Consider the following 16,754-nt stretch of genomic DNA (forward strand, 5'->3'; position numbering starts at 1 on the left):
TCCAGGGCCCGCCGGGTCCGTCAGGGAAGGCGAATGGGCTGGATGGATCCGAACGACAAGCTGCCGATCTCCGAAGACCGCCAGGCGCTGCGCGAGCGCCTGATCCGCGAACGCCTGGACCTGCCGGGCCGCCTTGAACTCGCCGACGTCGTGCAGAGCGTGCTGCGCGTCTGGCTGGTCGGGCGCAAGGAAAAGCGCATCGCCGCCTACTGGCCCATCAAGGGGGAATTCGATCCGCTGCCGGCCCTGTACCGCTGGAGCGAGGTCGACGGCGAGCGCCGCATCGGCCTGCCTGTCGTCGATCGCGAGGAAGGCCGGCTGCGCTTCCACGTCTGGTATCCCGGCTGCCCGATGGAAGAGGACGCCACCGGCATCACCAAGCCCAAGGACACCGAGGCCTTCGATCCGCAACTGCTGCTGCTGCCCTGCCTGGGTTACGGGCCGGGCGGCATCCGCATGGGCTACGGCGGCGGCTTCATGCTGCGCACCATCGCGCAGATCCAGCCGAAGCCGGTGGTCGTCGGCGTCGGCTTCAGCCACGGCTTCCAGCCGACGCTGACCGCCCAGCCGAACGACGTGAAGCTCGACGCGATGCTGACCGAGATGGGTGTCGTCTGGGAGAATTCCCGCGCATGAGTTCCGCTGATCCCTACTCCCTGAACGCCCTCTACACCGCCCACCTTGCGGAACAGCAGCGCCGCACCGAACACGCGCTGCAGCGGGGCGGCTTCGATGCGCTGCTGATCGCCTCGGGCATCGAGAAGTTCGCCTTCCTCGACGACCGCCCCTACGTGTTCCAGCCGAATCCTCACTTCAAGCTGTGGGTGCCGCTGATCCGTCACCCGGACAGCTGGCTGGTGATCCGGCCCGGGCACAAGCCGCGTCTCGTCTACGTGCAGCCCGAGGACTACTGGCATGTGCCGCCCGAGGCGCCGAGCGGCTTCTGGGTCGAGCACTTCGAGCTGATCATCGTCCGCAAGCCGGACGAGGCACTGCCCTACCTGCAGGTGCCGGGCACCTTGGCGATCGTTGGCGAGGCGGATGCGGCGCTGGGCGACATCGTCCCGAACAACCCGCCCGAGGTGCTGAATCCGCTGCATTACGCGCGGGCCGCGAAGACCGGGTATGAGTTGCTGCGCCTGCGCGAGGCGTCGGCGCTGGGCGCGAAGGCGCACCTCGCATCGCAGCGGGCCTTCCGCGACGGGCTGTCTGAGGCGGCGATCCACAACGCCTACCTCGACGCCTGCGGGTTCGCCGAGCGCGACCTGCCGTACGGCAACATCGTGGCGCTCAACGAGCACGCGGCGGTGCTGCATTACCAGTACCAGGACCAGCGCGCCCCGGCGCAATCGCTGTCGTTGCTGGTGGATGCGGGCGCACACAGCTGCGGCTACGCGTCGGACATCACGCGCACGACCGGCAACGGCGACGCCACGTTCCAGGCGCTGATCGATGCGATGGAAGCGGCCCAGCTGCGACTGGTCGACCGCGTGCGCGCCGGCGTCGACTACCGCGACATCCACCTGGCCTCGCACCGCGAGACTGCCGGCGTGCTGCGCCAGCTCGGCATCGTGAAGATGGACGAGGAGGCGATGCTGGCGCAGGGCGTGACGTCGACCTTCCTGCCTCACGGCATCGGCCATCTGCTGGGACTGCAGGTCCACGACATCGGCGGCTTCATGGCCGGCGAGGACGGCGGCACGATCGCCAAGCCGGACGGGCATCCGTACCTGCGCCTGACGCGGGTGCTGCAGCCCGGCATGGTGGTGACGATCGAGCCGGGGCTGTACTTCATCCCGATGCTGCTGGACAAGCTGCGCGCGACGCCGGCGGCGGCGAACGTGGACTGGTCGCTGGTGAAGCACCTGAGCGCCTTCGGCGGTGTCCGCATCGAGGACGACGTGGCCTGCCGCGCGGAAGGCGCGCCGGAGAACCTGACGCGGGAGGCGTTCGCGGCGCTGGGCTGACGCGAGACGTGCTTGCCGCCGCGCCATGAAGAAAGGGTCCTCGCAGACCCTTTCGTTCTTTCGTCGACACCGACGTGCTGTCGGCATCGACGAGCGGGATGCGGGCATGCGCCCGCATCGATCACGCCTTGCGGCGGCGGGCGACGCCCAGGCCCACCAGGGCCAGACCGACGAGGGCCAGCGAACCCGGCTCCGGCACGGTCGCCAGTTGCAGGCGCCAGCTGTTGATCGAACCGGTGTCGAGCTGCTGCTGATCGGCGACGCGCAGCGTCCAGGTGCCGAAGCTGTCCTGGCCGTTGAAGGCGGACAGCAGCTGCTCCGGACGGAAAGTGCCGGTGAACGGCGCCGATGCGGAACCGATCAACGAGGTGGCCGAGCCGTCGAACACCGTGTTGAGGTAGTTGTCGCCCGAGCCGCCGCGATTGCCGCTGAGCAGCACGGTGGTGCCGGTCGGGGAGATCAGCCAGATCGACAGGTCGCCGTCCCAGGTGTGGCGCAGATCGATGATGGACACGTTCACGTCGCTCAGCGTGCCGTGCGAGGTCACGTTGATCGTCGAGTTCACGGTGCACAGATCGCAGATGGTCGTCTGCGTCGTGGAGGACGCGGTCACCACGGCCGCCTGGGCGGCGAAGGCGGTGGTCAGGGAGGCGGCGCAGACGGCCAGCAGATGCTTGAAGTTCATGGAAGTCACAAAACTGAGAGGCGTGTGACTCCATGTAAGCAGCACTCGTGCCAACAAGTTAGGGATGGTGCTCAAGACCTTGTTGTGTCAGTCATTTGGCGATGTTTTTGTGAACAAATGCCACCACCGATGCCGTCGCCTTGCGCGGAACTGTCAAGAATCCCGACGCTCAGAAGCGGTATCCGACGCCCACGCCCACCAGCAGCGGATCGATCTTGAACTTGCCGACGGCCGCGCCCCTGGAGCGGACCTCGGTGTCCATCTGGATCTTCTTCACGTCGACGTTGATCGACCACTGCTGGTTGAGCATCACATCGAAGCCGGCCTGCGCGGCCAGGCCGATGCTGTGCTTCTTGAGGGTCGGCTCCAGCGCCGCCTGCACCGCGGGATCGAAATGGACGCCGGAGAAGCTCGTGTAGTTGAGGCCCGCGCCGACGTAGGGGCGGACGCGGCCTTCCGGATTGAAGTGGTACTGCAGCGTCAGCGTCGGCGGCAGGTGCTTCACCGAGCCGATGCGCGTGCCGTTGCTGTAGAGCGTGTGGCGCTGCGGCACGGTCAGGACCAGTTCGGCGGCCCAGTTCGGCGCCAGGAAATAGCTGAAGTCGAGCTCGGGGATCGTCTTGCGGCTCAGCGACAGGCCCAGGCCGGTCTTGTCCTTGTCCGCCGGATCGATGTTCACCGCGCGGGCGCGGAACACCCACGGGCCGCTCTGCGCGTGGGCCGATGGCGCCATCGCGGTGGCCAGCGCGACGAGGGCGACACCGGCGGCGATCGCCGGACGGAAGACGGGGGCGGTGGGGGCGAAGGTGCGGGACATGCGGTCACTCCTGGTCAATGGGATGACCGGGATTGAACGCGTGCCCCACCTCCGGCGCCTTGACCGTTCACAAGGAACGGCGGAGAAGCGGGGCGGTGCCCGGTGATGGCGCGGCGCGCTTGCGCCTTATCAAGCTTTCGCCGCGAGCCCGAGGCGTTCGCACAACGCCAGCGTGAGCGCGCTCTGGTTGAGCGAGTAGAAGTGCAGCCCCGGCACGCCGCCGGCGATCAGCCGTTCGCAGAGGCGCGTGACGACGTCCAGGCCGAAGGCGCGCACCGACGCGGCGTCGTCCATGTAGCCCTCCATCTTCAGCGCGACCCAGCGCGGGATCTCGATGCCGTCGCGCTGCGCGAACTGCGCGATCCGCGCGAAGTTGTTGATCGGCATGATGCCCGGCACGATCGGCACGTCCACGCCCATCGCCCGCGTCGCATCGACGAAATGGAAGTAGGCATCGGGGTTGTAGAAGAACTGCGTGATCGCGCCGCTGGCGCCGGCGCGCACCTTGTCCGCGAAGAACTGCAGGTCGCGCGCGGCGTAGCGCTGCTGCGGGTGGTACTCGGGATAGGCGGCGACCTCGATGTCCCAGTCGGCGCCCTGCGACTCGCGGATGAAGCGCACCAGCTCGGACGCGTAGCGGAACTCGCCCGCCGTCGCCGTGCCGCTGGGCAGGTCGCCGCGCAGCGCGACGACGCGGCGGATGTTCTGGTCTCGGTAGGTCGCGAGGATCTCGGCGATGTTCTCGCGCGTCGAGCCGACGCAAGACAGGTGCGGCGCCGCGTCGAAGCCCTGCGAGGCGATGTCGGCGACGGTCGACAGCGTCTTCTCGCGCGTCGATCCGCCCGCGCCGTAGGTGACGCTGAAATACTGCGGGTTCACCGCGCGCAGCTCCTGCACGACGGTCTTCAGCTTCTCCGTCCCAACGGGCGTGTTGGGCGGGAAGAATTCGATGCTGACAGGCGTCGTCATGGTTTCTGGACCCAGATGAAGAATTCGGTGTTGCCGTCGCCGCCGGTGACGGGGCTCTCGAACCAGCCCCGGACGGCGAGGTCGCGCTTCTCGGCGGCCGCCAGCGCCTGCTCCTTGAGCACGACGTACTGCGACTTGTCCTTGACGATGCCGTTCTTGTTCAAGGCCTTCGGGCCCAGCTCGTACTGCGGCTTGATCAGGAGCAGCGCCTGGCCCTGCGGCTTGAGCCAGCCGACCACGTGCTTGAGCGTGCCGATCATCGAGATGAAGCTCAGGTCGCCCACGACCAGATCGAAGGGCTCCGCGGGGACGTAGTCCTTCACGTGCATGCCTTCATGGGCCGTCACGCGCGGGTCCGCCTTCAAGGTCTCATGCAGCTGGCTGTGGCCGACATCGATGCCGGTCACGTGCGTCGCACCCGCCTTGAGCAGCACGTCGGTGAAACCGCCCGCGCTCTGGCCCATGTCCAGCGCCGTGAGGCCGGCCACCGACACGCCGGCCTTGGCCAGCGCGCCTTCGAGCTTGAGCCCGCCGCGCGAGACGTAACGCAGCTCGGCGTCATCCGTCACGCGCATCGGGGTGGCCTCGGGCAGGTCCTCGCCGCACTTGCGCACGACGGTCCAGCCCTTGGGACCTTCCCACTCGACCGCTCGCGCGTCGATCAGCCGCTGGGCGGCCGAGCGCGTGGGCGCCAGGCCAAGGGAGAGAAGCAGCTGATCAGCACGCATGGTCGGGTCTCGGGTCAGTCAATCAATAACGGTAGGTATCGGGCTTGTACGGGCCCGACTTCGACACGCCGATGTAGGCGGCCTGCTCGTCCGTCAGCTCGCTCAGCTGCGCGTTCAGCGTCTTCAGCTGCAGGCGGGCGACGTGCTCGTCCAGGTGCTTGGGCAGCACGTAGACCTGGCCGACGGCGTAGGCGTCCTTGTGCGCGAACAGTTCGATCTGGGCGATCGTCTGGTTGGCGAAGCTGGACGACATCACGTAGCTCGGGTGGCCCGTGCCGCAGCCCAGGTTCACCAGACGGCCCTTGGCCAGCAGGATGATGCGCTTGCCGTCGGGGAAGATCACGTGATCGACCTGCGGCTTGATCTCTTCCCACTCGTACTTCTCGATCGAGGCGATGTCGATCTCGTTGTCGAAGTGGCCGATGTTGCAGACGATGGCGTTGTGCTTCATCGCGGCCATGTGCTCATGGCGGATCACGCCCTTGTTGCCGGTCGTGGTGACGAAGATGTCGGCCTTGTCGGCGGCGTATTCCATCGTCACGACGCGGAAGCCTTCCATCGCGGCCTGCAGCGCGCAGATCGGGTCGATCTCGGTCACCCAGACCTGGGCCGACAGCGCACGCATCGCCTGCGCGGAGCCCTTGCCCACGTCGCCGTAGCCGGCGATCACGGCGATCTTGCCGGCGATCATCACGTCGGTCGCGCGCTTGATGCCGTCCACCAGCGACTCGCGGCAGCCGTACAGGTTGTCGAACTTGCTCTTGGTGACCGAGTCGTTGACGTTGATCGCGCGGAACAGCAGCGTGCCCTTGGCCGACATTTCCTTCAGGCGGTGCACGCCCGTGGTCGTCTCTTCGGTGACGCCGATGATCTCGGCGCTCTTGCGGGTGTACCAGGTGCCGTCCTCGGCGACCTTCTTCTTGATCGCGGCGAACAGGATGCGCTCTTCCTCGCTGCCCGGGTTGGCCAGCACGGACAGGTCCTTCTCGGCCTTCTGGCCCAGGTGCATCAGCAGCGTCGCGTCGCCGCCGTCGTCCAGGATCATGTTCGGGCCTTCGCCCGGCGTACCCTTGGCGCCGAAGTCGAAGATGCGGTGCGTGTAGTCCCAGTAGTCTTCCAGCGTCTCGCCCTTGTAGGCGAAGACGGGCGTGCCGGCGGCGACCAGCGCGGCGGCGGCGTGGTCCTGCGTCGAGAAGATGTTGCACGAGGCCCAGCGGACTTCCGCGCCCAGCGCCTGCAGCGTCTCGACCAGCACGGCGGTCTGGATCGTCATGTGCAGCGAGCCGGTGATGCGCGCGCCCTTGAGCGGCTGCGCGGCGGCGTATTCCTCGCGGATGGCCATCAGCGCGGGCATCTCGCTCTCGGCGATCTTGATCTCCTTGCGGCCCCAGTCGGCCAGCGACAGGTCTTTGATCAGGTACTGGTCTTGGGCCAGCGGCTTCAATTGGGCGTTCATGCGGACTCCTGCGAGGAAGGGCCGTCGACGCCAGCGATCAGGGCATGGGGAGAAGTGCGGCGGGCAAATGCGAAAGGCGTTTGCCGCTCGGTCCTCACCCGGCCTGCGAAGGGTCGACGGGTGAGCGCGGTTGCCATTGCCGCGGGCGTGTCGCCGCGCGGCGGTTCCGAGCCTGGCCTCGATGGGATGGGAGGTCGCAACGCTCCTCGGAACAGGGCCGGATTGTAGTCAACAATCGCCCTCCATGCGAACGATCCCTGCGCTCAGCGACTGCCCCCGTGCGGCCTGGATGCCGGTGCGCGGGGTGTTGACGGACATCGACGACACGCTGACGGCGGATGGTGCCATCGCGCCGGCGGCGCTGGACGCGCTGCGCCGGTTGCACAGGGCCGGCGTGCCGGTCATCGCGATCACCGGGCGTCCCGCGGGCTGGAGCGAGCCCTTCGCGATGGCCTGGCCCGTCCGGGGGATCGTTGCGGAGAACGGCGGGGTGCTGCTGCACCGGGAGGGGGAGCGGCTGTCGACCGAATTCGCCCAGGACGATGCGACACGTCTGGAGAACTTCGCGCGATTGCAGGCCTGCGCCCGGGAGATCGTCGCGACGGTGCCGGCCGCCGTGCTCGCGCGTGACAGCGCCGGCCGGCTGACCGACATCGCGATCGACCACAGCGAGTTCACGACGCTGTCCGACGAGGTGATCGCCGCCATCTGCGACCGGATGCGCGCGCACGGGCTGGTGGCGACGGTCAGCTCGATCCACGTCAACGGCTGGATCGGCGGCCACAGCAAGTGGACCGCCGCTCAATGGGCGGTGAAGCGGCTGACGGGCCTGGACTTCGACCCCGCCGAGTGGGTCTATGTCGGCGACTCGACGAACGATCAACTGATGTTCGAGCGCATGCCGCTGTCGGTGGGCGTGGCCAACATCGCTCGCTTCCTGCCGATGCTGGATCACCCGCCCGCTTACGTCACCGCGACCGAGCGCGGCGACGGCTTCGCGGAAGTGGCCCGGGCGCTGCTGCTGGCGCGCGGGTGAGCCGGTTCGTCGACGACCGGGCGGTGAGGACGCGGCTGGCGGCCTTCCACCGGATCCCAGGCATGGCGCCCGACCAGCGCGGAGATGCCTGGCCAGTCGTGTCCGCGTGGCAGCACGCGCGCCAGCGTCGCATGGCTGACCCGTCCCCCGACGGCGACCAGCCGCTCCGCCACCTCGACCCGCCGCCGCCGCAGGCGCGGCAGCAGCCAGCGGTTGGTGGGGCGCTCGCGCATCACGCTGGGGTGCGGCATGCAGCGGTGCTCCGCCATCAGCAGGTGGCGCAGGAGGATCTCGAGCCCGAAGGGATCCAGGGTTCGCCAATCGGTGCTCAATCGCGCCAGCGCGAAGCGCAGGTTGGCCTGTGCGTCGGAATGCGCGACATGGAAACGGTTCTGGCCGGTCATGAACATCGAGACCTCCGGAGGGCAGGAGCGCTGCGCCGCTGCGGCAAACGCGGCGCCTGTCCTTGATGTCGGCCAGTGGCCACCGGTTCTGAATCGGGGGTGTCCCCCAAAACGTCACGAAACGAAAGCGCCTCGGGAATGAGCGCCTGCGGTGAGTGCCTGCGGAGAGCGCCGGCGGCGCCGGTGCCCCTCGGCGCTCACAGTCTTCGCTTCGCTCAGGGTTCGCTTCGAGGGGCACCGGCGCCGCCGGCTTCGAGCGGGTGCGGTGCACCAAGAAGAAGGGCCGCGCTAGCGGCCCTTCGGGTGGGGTTCGGAGAATCGTCAGGCGGCGTCCGGATGGCGTGCCTTCCAGGCGCGCAGGGCCTGCCGGTAGGCGTCCATCGCGAGATCGTGCAGGTCGAAGATGCACGGGTCGCAGCCGTTGCCGCAGCACGCATCGATGTCCGGCTGCGGCGGCGGCACAGGCATCGGATCGTCGCCAGCCTCGAGCGAGGCCGGCGCGGCGGCGGTGTCAGACTGAACGTCGGTCATGGCTGGCGAAGCTCCCGCAGGGGCCGGAGGCCTCCCGCGGCGGAACGCGTCAGCGACGGACCGGCGGCGGGCCCGAGTGGTTCGAGCGCTGCAGGTGACGGAAGGTGATCCGGCCCTTGGTCAGGTCGTACGGCGACATTTCCAGGGAGACGGCATCGCCGGCCAGGATGCGGATGTGATGCTTGCGCATCTTGCCGCCCGTGTAGGCGATGACCTGATGGCCGTTTTCCAGCGTCACGCGGAAGCGCGAGTCCGGCAGGATTTCGTTGACGACACCCTGCATTTCGATCAGTTCTTCCTTGGCCATACGGCTTGCTCCATTCTTGAAGATGAAAACGGCGCCAGCCGCGGTCTGCCGCAGGCCTTCGCCTTGGATATCAGCGGCGCGCGGCTCAGTGGCTGCGCGCCCAGGCGGTACCTTCGGTCTCCGCATAGCGCAACGCGGCGCGGCGGGTCTCGAAGGTCGGCACGAATCGCATGACACGATCAATGCTGGCCATGCCGCGTCCCGACTGGATCGAGACAGCCGCGGCGAATCCGCCGTCGGCATGGGGTTTGGTCATCGGTGAGACAAGGAATCGCCCCACCTCAATGCGTTTGTTCTGCATCATTATCTTGAGGTGTGCGCCTTGACAGGCAATCGCAATAAGCAACCGTCTTGGCGCGGTGTGGGAAGGTGTGCCATCTCCATTCGATGATACGAACAGAAGGGGCACGGAAAGTGGCTCCAGATGCCGATCAGCCGAAAGGCGAACAGGCAGGCCGAAACCAGAAACGCTCAAGCGCACGAACCGGGGGTGATGCTGGTGCGAGCCGCTCGCAGAAGTGTCCTTGGGAGGGACCGGAGGGGCTGCAGAAGAAGACCTGAAGAGGGTGGTCTTGTGCGAGTCAAGCGGCGATTGTAGCCCAAGCGCGGGAATCGCGCATCTCTCGCGATCACCCGGGGTGGGGGAGGTGGACGAGGGCCCGCACCGGCCCGTGAGGGTCGCCTCGTCGGATCGTGCAAGCGGTGTGCCGGAACCGGCACGTGCGATCGCCGCCCCGTTCCTAGGATTCATCCGTCTCCCAACACAGGCCCCGGCACACCGCTGCCGTTCGGCCTCGAACCCCTGAAGGACGGAATTCCATGAGCAAGATCTGGTTCATCACTGGCGCCAACCGCGGTTTCGGTCGCGAGATCGCCCGATCGGCGTTGGCCGCCGGCGACCGCGTCGTCGCCACCGGCCGCAACGTCGACGCGCTGAAGGCGGCCTACGCCGACCATGGCGAGGCTGTTCTCTGCCTCCCGCTGGACGTCAGCCGTGAGGCCGACGCCGCCCACGCGGTCGAACAGGCCGTCGCGCGCTTCGGGCGCATCGACGTGCTGGTCAACAACGCCGGCTACGGACAGCTCGGTCTCTTTGAGGAGATCAGCGCCGCCGACATCGAGCGTCAGTTCGCCACCAACGTCTTCGGTCTGATGCACGTCACCCGCGCGGTGCTGCCGGTCATGCGCCGGCAGCGCGACGGGCACATCCTGAACATCGCGTCGGTGGGCGGCTTCCGCGGCTTCGACGGCGCGACGGTGTACTGCGCGACGAAGTTCGCCGTCGACGGCTTCACCGCGTCGCTGGCCCCCGAGCTCGCCGGCTTCAACATCCGCGTGACGGTCGTCGAGCCGGGCTTCTTCCGCACCGACTTCCTGGACGCCAGCTCGGTCCGCTACGGCACGGCGACGATCGCGGACTACGCGACGCTGCCCACGCCGCCGTTGTCGACCTACGAGGCCTACAACCACCAGCAGCCCGGCGACCCGGCGAAGCTGGGACGCGCCTTCGTCGAGCTGGCCGCGATGCCGGCGCCGCCGCTGCATTTCGTGGCGGGATCGGACGCGTTGGGCATGGCGCGCGAGACCTTCGGGCTGCGCGCGGCCGAGATCGAGGCGCATGCGCGCCTGTCGGCCTCGCTGGATCGCGACGACGTCTGAGTGGTGTGGCCTTGAGCTGAACTGACCTCCGGCTGCGGTCACGGGGCGCGGATACCATCCCGCCCCGGGACATGTCCGCCGGGGAGGGCGCGATGGAGGAACGCGGCACGCCGTCATGACGGTGGCGCATTGGGTGCCCGCCGGCGGGAGCCGGCGGCGGATCGCGGGAGTGGCGGCGCTGGTCGTGCAGGCGCTCGCCTTGCTGCTGCTGTGGCGCGGCACCCTGGTGGTGTGGCCCGACCCGCGGATCGGCCGCAACATCGAGCCTCTGGTGCGGGTGACGGTGAACCCGAAGCAGATCGCCGACCCCTCGGAGTTTGACGACCGGTTCCTGCAGAGGTTCAGACCGTCCCTGCCTCGCCAGCACTTGCCCGCGCCGATCTTTGTCGCCCCGCCGGAGGTGACCATCACCGTCGCGCCACCGTCGACATCGATCGAGACCGCCGCAGCGCCTGCCGTCCCGGCATCGGGGGCGTCGGCGCCGCGCGGCAATGGCCGCACGACGCTCAACCTCGCGCTGCCAAAGGCAGGTGCGGCTTCCGATCCTTGGGTGCGCATGGCCGAACAGATCCGCAACGACGAGCGCTCGCACAGCGCGCCGCGCACCGTCGAGTCGGCGATCGCCGATGCCGCCGGCACGCTGCCCATCGTGTCGAGCGTGTCGACCAGCGGCTCGGGCTCCAAGGTGATCCGTCAGGGCAGCAAGTGCACGCGGGTCTATGAGAACCGGGTCGCCGCGCTCAACCCGACGGACGATCGCCTCAAGGACGCGCCAGCGATGATGGGCAACTGCTACGGCAAGTAGGAAGGTTCGGTCGCGGCGCTCAGGCCGTGAACCGCGCGGCTGGCGTGTCGCGCCGCTTGGCCGCGTCGCGCGACGGCGGCGCACCGTAGAGACGGCTGTACTCGCGGCTGAACTGCGACGGGCTCTCATACCCGACCGCATGGCCGGCGCGCGCGACTTCGAGGCCTTCGGCGATCAGCAGCCGGCGCGCTTCCTGCAGCCGGAGCTGCTTCTGGTACTGCAGCGGGCTCATGGCCGTCAGCGCGCGGAAATGGTGGTGCAGCGACGACGCGCTCATGTGCGCCTCCTTCGCCAGCGACTCGATGCGCAGCGGCTGCGCGTAGTGAGTCTTCAGCCAGCGGATCGCCCGGTGCACGCGCTGTGTCTGGCTGTCGGTGCGCGCGACCTGCGCCAGGCGCTCGCCCTGCTCGCTGCGCAGCACGCGGTAGACCAGTTCGCGCATCGCCATCGGGGCCAGCGCGGCCTGGTCCTCCGGATGATCGAGCAGTCGCATCAGCCGCCCGGCCGCATCCAGCATGTCCGGCGTCACCGCGCTCACGAAGATGCCGCGACCGGTGCTGTCGCCGGCCTCGGGCGGCGGTGTGGGGGCGACCTTCGGCGGCCCGCTGCGCGCCACCAGTTCGGACACCTCCTCGGGATCGAAGTCGAAGCGCAGGCAGAGGTAGGGCCGTTCCGGCGTCGCGTCGATGACGCGGGCGCTGATCGGCAGGTCGGTCGTGAAGACCATGAAGCGGGCCGCGTCGTAGACGAAGCGCTCCTCGCCGAGCACCACCTCCTTCGCGCCCTGCGCGATCAGGCACAGCGCGGCCGGTTGGACCGCGTGGGCGAAGTCGCCGCCCGGCGCCTCGAAGCGGATCGCGAACAGCCTCGGGAAGGCGGTCTGCCAGGTCCCGTCGCGCGGCGCGTGGCGCGCCAGCAAGGCCGCCAGCGCGGCGGTGTCCGTCGTGGGCGCGCTCATGCCGCGGGCCTCAGCCGACACGGAGCAGCTGCTCGATGTCGGCGCGCGGCGGCGTGCCGAAGAGGCGCCGGTACTCGCGGCTGAACTGCGAGGCGCTCTCGTAGCCGACCTGGTGCGCCGCCGCCGCCGCGTCCAGTCCTTCGCCGAGCATCAGCCGGCGCGCGTGCTGCAGCCGCAGCTGCTTCTGGTACTGCATCGGCGACATGCTCGTCAGCTGCTTGAAGCGCTGATGCAGCGTCGAGGCGCTCATGTGCGCGACCTCGGCCAGTTCGTCGATGCTGATGGCCTCGCTGAAGCGGCGGTTCAGCTCGTCGATCGCGCGCGACAGGCGGCGCGTCGCGCTGTCCTGCTGCGCCAGCGCGCGCAGCCGCGGACCGAGCGGCCCCGTCAGCACGCGATAGAAGATCTCCCGCTGCAGCAGGGGCGCCATCACGCGCTGGTCCGACGGGTTGTCGAGCAGCTGCATCAGCCGCAGCGCGGCGCTCAACAGCGACTCCGACACCGGGGCGACATTCAGCCCCGACTGCGCCGACGGCGACGCGTCGGTGCTCGCCGGGCCGACCTCGAGCATCAGCTCCGCCAGCGTCGCGGTCGAGCAGTCGATGCGCACGCACAGGTAGGGCTTGTCCGGCGTCGCCTCGATGACGCCGCCCTTGGGCAGCATCGGCATCGACACGAGCAGGAAATGCAGCGGGTCGTAGTAGAGCGTCTCCGTGCCGAGCTCCACCTTCTTGCGCCCCTGCAGCACGATGGCCAGGCCGGGTTCGTAGAACGCCGGCGCGGTCTTGGGCATGCTGCAGCTGGCCTTGATCAGGTGCAGGCAGGGGATGGCGGTGGGAAGGGAACCTTCGCCGCCGATGTGCCGGAGCGTCAAATCCACCATCTGCGCGCGCAGGGCCTGCAGCGCGTCGGGGAAGCCGTCGGCGAGGGGAATCGGAGTGGGTGCGACCATGCATCGGATTGTGCAAGTCCCTCGCGTGCGGCGCCAGCGCCCGCGAGCGCGGCGGACCGGGTTCCGGAGGATCAGGCAAGGACGGGCGAGCATTGCGCTGGTGAGGGAGGGGGCGGATTCCTAAGCTCTCGGTCATCGCGGCGGCCGTCCGGTCGTCGCGCTCCCACCGCTTTTGAAGGAGTGCCGCCATGACCATCATGTCCAGGGAACCGCTCAACAATCTGCCCCAGCTGCCGCGCCGCCGGCTCGGCGCGCACGGACCGGAGGTGTCCGCCCTCGGCCTCGGCTGCATGGGTATGTCCGATTTCTACGGTCCCGCCGACGCGGCCACGTCGATGGCCGTCCTGCACCGCGCGCTGGACCTCGGGATGAACTTCCTCGACACGTCCGACATCTACGGCAACGGCGCCAACGAGAAGCTGCTGTCGGGGCTGCTCGCCAACCGTCGCCGCGAGGTGGTGCTCGCCACCAAGTTCGGCATCGTCCGCAATGCCGACGGGCTCTCGGCCGGCGTCAACGGCCGGCCGCTGAACGTCCACGCGTCCTGCGACGGGAGCCTGCGCCGCCTCGGCGTCAACCACATCGACCTGTACTACCTGCACCGCGTCGACAAGACCGTGCCGATCGAGGAGACGGTCGGTGCGATGGCCGCGCTGGTGCGCGCCGGCAAGGTGCGCCACATCGGCCTGTCCGAGGCCTCCGCCGAGACGATCCGCCGCGCCCACAAGGTGCATCCGATCGCGGCGGTGCAGTCCGAGTACTCGCTGTGGACCCGCGATGTCGAGGCCGAGGTGCTGCCGACCTGCCGTGAGCTCGGCATCGCGCTGGTGCCGTACAGCCCGCTGGGGCGCGGCTTCCTGACCGGCGCGATCCGCAGCGCCGACCAGCTGGCGGCCAACGACTGGCGGCGCGTTAATCCGCGCTTCCAGGACGGCCACCTGGCGCAGAACCTCGCGCTGGCCGATGCGATCGTCGCGCTGGCCCGCGACCACGGCCTGACGCCGGCGCAGCTGGCGCTCGCCTGGCTGCTGGACCGCGGTCCGGACGTCGTGCCGATCCCCGGCACGCGCTCGATCGCGCGGCTGGAGGAGAACGCGATGGCCGCGCGCCTGCGGCTCAACGACGTGCTGCGCGAGGACCTGCGCGACCTGCTCGACGAATTCCCGGTCGCCGGGGAACGCTACCCCGAGGTGTCGATGGCGCTGGTGAACGCATGACGCGCTGATCGCCCGGGCGCGTCATGAGGCCTGGACGGCGACGCCGTCCGGGCCTTCTTCATTCCTCGAGCCCGAGGAACACGGCCATCTCGTAGTACGCCTCGTCGAGCGCGGCCCGGAAGGCCGCGTCGCGCGGCCGCTTGTCGATGAAGCCGAGGTCCGGGACCAGCGTTCCGTCCCCGACCTTCAGGTTGGCCCACCCGATCATCCGGTCGCCCCAGAGCATCGGCAGCGCGTAGTGGCCCATGGTCCGCTTCGCCGCCGGCGTGTAGGCCTCGAAGCGGTAGGCCCAGCCCCACAGCCGCTCGAAGCGGCGGCGGTCCCAGACCAGCGGATCGAAGGGCGCGAGGAAGCGCAGCCGCTCCGGCTCGACCTTGTGGCCGCGCGACGCGGGGTTCTCGTCGGCCGGCCAGTACCAGACCTCGCCGTCGACCTTCGCGTGGCCCCAGCGGGTCTTCGCTTCCTTCAGCACGTTGCGCGCTTCGACCCTGAGGTGCGGCGCGCCGTAGCCGAGCAGCGAGGTGAGGTAGCCGAGACTGGCCGACGGCAGCGGCGCATAGAGCGCCACGATCATGTCGAGCAGCGCGGCCGCCCGCGCATGCCGCGCTTCGGGGCTGTCGTCCTGCAGCAGGTGCTCGATCGCCTCGTAGACGCGCGTGCCGGAATCGCGCCGCGCCACGCGCAGCAGGCCGCGGTAATGCATGCCGTCGAGCAGTTGGGTGCTCGCGTTGAGTTCGCCGCCCCAGTAGCCCTCGACGCGCCCGTGGCTGAAGGCCTGCTGCACATGCTGCGGATGGGTGCGTCCACGTGCGCGGATGAACGCGAGCACCTCGGCGGCGCGGGCGTTCATGGCGTCGTCCCAGGGCCGTTTCGCGGTGCGCGGATGCAGCAGCGCGAGCGTCTCGCGCGGCAGGAAACCGTAGTTGACGAGGGCATCCTCCTCGACCGCGAGCTTCGTGTACCGCGCTTCGAGCTGGCCGGCGCGGTAGTCCTTCACCCGGTGCATCAGGATCAGGTCCTGCGCCCGCGCCGGGGCGCGGATCGGGTCGGCCTGCACGAAGCCCAGGCGCTGGATCGCGCGCAGCAGCGTCGTCGGCTTGAAGAAGGTGCGGGCGATGGCGTGACGCCGCAGCGCGTCATGGTCGATCACGGGCATTCGGAAGCAGGGGTGGTCGAAAGCCGTGACGGTACCCCGGCGCGGCACCGGATGTGTCAGCAGGGATGGATCACAGCGGCGCGAAGCCGCTCGGTGCCTGCTCGACGGTGTCCATCTGCATCTCGAAGCTGAAGAAGCGGTTGCGGCCGCGCGACTTCGCCGTGTAGAGCGCGTCGTCGGAGCGCCGCAGCAGGCCTTCGACGGTCGTCTCCGCATCCGGCACGCAGGTGGTGATGCCGCCGGACAGCGTGACGTGGGGCTCCACCGAATCCGGATGGCGCATGTTGCAGTTGCGCAGCGTACGCATCACCGCCCGCGCGAAGGTCATCGCGCCGGAGCGCGGCGTGCCGGGCAGGATCAGCGCGAACTCCTCGCCGCCGTAGCGGGCCGCGCAGTCGCGCGGACGGCGGCAGGTCTCCTGCAGCAGCAGCGCGACGCGCTGCAGGCAGGCATCGCCGGCCAGGTGGCCGTAGGAATCGTTGTAGCGCTTGAAGTGGTCGATGTCACACAGCACCAGCGTCAGCGGCGTCTGGTCGCGCCGCGCGCAGGCGATCTCCTGCGCGAGCCGGGCATCGAAGGCGCGCCGGTTCAGCAACCGCGTCAGCGGATCCTCGCCGGAGAGCTTCTCCAGCCGTTCGTTGCTGTGGCGCAGGTCGTCGGACACTTCCTGCAGCCGCGTCTGCATCCGCCGCAGCCGCTGCATCGCGCGCAGCTTGGCCTGCAGCACGGTGTTGGAGACGGGCTTGACGAGGTAGTCGTCGCCGCCGGACTCGATGCCCAGCCAGAGGTCCTGGTCGCGATCGCGGCTGGAGAGGAAGATGATCGGCGTCCAGCCGCCGTTCTCGTGCGCCCGCATCTGGCTCGCGACCCAGTAGCCGTCGTGGTCGGGCATCTCGACGTCGAGCAGCACGAGGTCGGGGTGGTCGCCGTCGAAACGGGCCAGGGCGCTGTCGCCGCCGTCCGCCTCCAGCGTGAGGTGCCCGATGGCCCGGAGCTGGCTGCAGAGGAAACCACGCGTGCTGGCCTGGTCATCCACGACCAGGATGCGCAGTGGAGGGAGCGAGGCAGGCGGCAGCGAGGCGGAAGCGTCCATGGCCGGGCATCGTC

At 69.0% G+C, this 16,754-nt stretch carries 19 protein-coding genes and 1 riboswitch; of the genes, 6 read left to right on the top strand and 13 right to left on the bottom strand.

Annotation, left to right across the window (positions count from 1 at the left end; translation table 11 throughout):
- Positions 1-42: 42 nt before the first annotated feature.
- Both ACQ859_RS05520 and pepQ read left to right on the top strand, forming a co-directional pair.
- Positions 43-636 carry a 5-formyltetrahydrofolate cyclo-ligase gene (locus ACQ859_RS05520; RefSeq protein WP_431264913.1) on the top strand — a complete coding sequence of 198 codons (594 nt, stop codon included), beginning with the start codon at positions 43-45 and terminating at the stop codon, positions 634-636.
- On the top strand, positions 633-1,967 hold the full coding sequence (pepQ, locus tag ACQ859_RS05525; protein WP_431264914.1) for a Xaa-Pro dipeptidase: 1,335 nt from the start codon (positions 633-635) through the stop codon (positions 1,965-1,967). Before ACQ859_RS05520 ends, pepQ begins: the two co-directional genes overlap by 4 nt.
- 121 nt (positions 1,968-2,088) lie before the next feature.
- On the opposite strand, the gene ACQ859_RS05530 is transcribed toward pepQ, so the two are convergent.
- From ACQ859_RS05530 to ahcY, 5 genes are all read right to left on the bottom strand, one after another.
- The gene (locus tag ACQ859_RS05530; protein WP_431264915.1) at positions 2,089-2,652 is read right to left on the bottom strand and encodes a proprotein convertase P-domain-containing protein; all 564 of its coding nucleotides are present in this window, start codon (positions 2,650-2,652) and stop codon (positions 2,089-2,091) included.
- Positions 2,653-2,821: 169 nt separating this feature from the next.
- Entirely contained in the window at positions 2,822-3,469 is a 648-nt protein-coding gene (locus ACQ859_RS05535; protein ID WP_431264916.1) for an OmpW/AlkL family protein, read from the bottom strand.
- Positions 3,470-3,598: 129 nt separating this feature from the next.
- Positions 3,599-4,438, bottom strand: a complete 840-nt coding sequence (gene metF / locus ACQ859_RS05540) for a methylenetetrahydrofolate reductase [NAD(P)H] (protein ID WP_431264917.1) — start codon at positions 4,436-4,438, stop codon at positions 3,599-3,601.
- Positions 4,435-5,166 (bottom strand): TlyA family RNA methyltransferase, encoded by a 732-nt coding sequence (locus ACQ859_RS05545; protein WP_431264918.1) that lies wholly within the window; start codon positions 5,164-5,166, stop codon positions 4,435-4,437. Before ACQ859_RS05545 ends, metF begins: the two co-directional genes overlap by 4 nt.
- A gap of 22 nt (positions 5,167-5,188) precedes the next feature.
- The gene (gene ahcY / locus ACQ859_RS05550) at positions 5,189-6,622 is read right to left on the bottom strand and encodes an adenosylhomocysteinase (RefSeq protein ID WP_431264919.1); all 1,434 of its coding nucleotides are present in this window, start codon (positions 6,620-6,622) and stop codon (positions 5,189-5,191) included.
- Positions 6,623-6,737: 115 nt separating this feature from the next.
- Positions 6,738-6,836, bottom strand: a riboswitch (S-adenosyl-L-homocysteine riboswitch).
- 30 nt (positions 6,837-6,866) lie between these two features.
- Here ahcY and ACQ859_RS05555 point away from each other — a divergent pair.
- Complete coding sequence (locus tag ACQ859_RS05555) at positions 6,867-7,658, top strand: HAD family hydrolase (protein ID WP_431264920.1); 792 nt, start codon at positions 6,867-6,869, stop codon at positions 7,656-7,658.
- On the opposite strand, the gene ACQ859_RS05560 is transcribed toward ACQ859_RS05555, so the two are convergent.
- From ACQ859_RS05560 to ACQ859_RS05575, 4 genes are all read right to left on the bottom strand, one after another.
- On the bottom strand, positions 7,586-8,068 hold the full coding sequence (locus ACQ859_RS05560) for a hypothetical protein (protein ID WP_431264921.1): 483 nt from the start codon (positions 8,066-8,068) through the stop codon (positions 7,586-7,588). The two genes, ACQ859_RS05555 and ACQ859_RS05560, sit on opposite strands and share 73 nt — an antisense overlap.
- A gap of 315 nt (positions 8,069-8,383) precedes the next feature.
- Positions 8,384-8,593, bottom strand: coding sequence for an oxidoreductase-like domain-containing protein (locus ACQ859_RS05565; protein WP_431264922.1), 210 nt, complete (start codon positions 8,591-8,593; stop codon positions 8,384-8,386).
- A gap of 49 nt (positions 8,594-8,642) precedes the next feature.
- Positions 8,643-8,900 carry a translation initiation factor IF-1 gene (gene infA / locus ACQ859_RS05570; RefSeq protein ID WP_067278543.1) on the bottom strand — a complete coding sequence of 86 codons (258 nt, stop codon included), beginning with the start codon at positions 8,898-8,900 and terminating at the stop codon, positions 8,643-8,645.
- Between the two features lie 85 nt (positions 8,901-8,985).
- Positions 8,986-9,201 (bottom strand): hypothetical protein, encoded by a 216-nt coding sequence (locus ACQ859_RS05575; protein WP_421037371.1) that lies wholly within the window; start codon positions 9,199-9,201, stop codon positions 8,986-8,988.
- A gap of 518 nt (positions 9,202-9,719) precedes the next feature.
- Here ACQ859_RS05575 and ACQ859_RS05580 point away from each other — a divergent pair.
- Both ACQ859_RS05580 and ACQ859_RS05585 read left to right on the top strand, forming a co-directional pair.
- The gene (locus tag ACQ859_RS05580) at positions 9,720-10,559 is read left to right on the top strand and encodes an oxidoreductase (RefSeq protein ID WP_431264923.1); all 840 of its coding nucleotides are present in this window, start codon (positions 9,720-9,722) and stop codon (positions 10,557-10,559) included.
- 169 nt (positions 10,560-10,728) lie between these two features.
- On the top strand, positions 10,729-11,364 hold the full coding sequence (locus ACQ859_RS05585; RefSeq protein ID WP_431264924.1) for a hypothetical protein: 636 nt from the start codon (positions 10,729-10,731) through the stop codon (positions 11,362-11,364).
- 19 nt (positions 11,365-11,383) lie between these two features.
- Here ACQ859_RS05585 and ACQ859_RS05590 read toward each other — a convergent pair whose 3' ends face one another.
- Both ACQ859_RS05590 and ACQ859_RS05595 read right to left on the bottom strand, forming a co-directional pair.
- Positions 11,384-12,322, bottom strand: coding sequence for an AraC family transcriptional regulator N-terminal domain-containing protein (locus ACQ859_RS05590; protein WP_431264925.1), 939 nt, complete (start codon positions 12,320-12,322; stop codon positions 11,384-11,386).
- A gap of 10 nt (positions 12,323-12,332) precedes the next feature.
- Complete coding sequence (locus ACQ859_RS05595) at positions 12,333-13,274, bottom strand: AraC family transcriptional regulator N-terminal domain-containing protein (protein ID WP_431264926.1); 942 nt, start codon at positions 13,272-13,274, stop codon at positions 12,333-12,335.
- Positions 13,275-13,462: 188 nt separating this feature from the next.
- On the opposite strand from ACQ859_RS05595, the gene ACQ859_RS05600 reads away from it, so the two are divergent.
- Complete coding sequence (locus ACQ859_RS05600; protein ID WP_431264927.1) at positions 13,463-14,491, top strand: aldo/keto reductase; 1,029 nt, start codon at positions 13,463-13,465, stop codon at positions 14,489-14,491.
- 58 nt (positions 14,492-14,549) lie between these two features.
- Here the strand turns inward: ACQ859_RS05600 and ACQ859_RS05605 are convergent, their stop codons facing one another.
- Together ACQ859_RS05605 and ACQ859_RS05610 are read right to left on the bottom strand one after the other, a co-directional pair.
- Positions 14,550-15,647, bottom strand: a complete 1,098-nt coding sequence (locus ACQ859_RS05605; protein ID WP_431264928.1) for a DNA glycosylase AlkZ-like family protein — start codon at positions 15,645-15,647, stop codon at positions 14,550-14,552.
- A 70-nt stretch (positions 15,648-15,717) separates the two neighbouring features.
- Positions 15,718-16,740 (bottom strand): GGDEF domain-containing response regulator, encoded by a 1,023-nt coding sequence (locus ACQ859_RS05610; RefSeq protein WP_431264929.1) that lies wholly within the window; start codon positions 16,738-16,740, stop codon positions 15,718-15,720.
- Positions 16,741-16,754 lie beyond the last annotated feature (14 nt).

The sequence above is a fragment of the Roseateles chitinivorans genome, from assembly GCF_050632235.1.
In the GTDB taxonomy this organism is placed as follows: Bacteria; Pseudomonadota; Gammaproteobacteria; order Burkholderiales; family Burkholderiaceae_C; genus Roseateles; species Roseateles chitinivorans_A.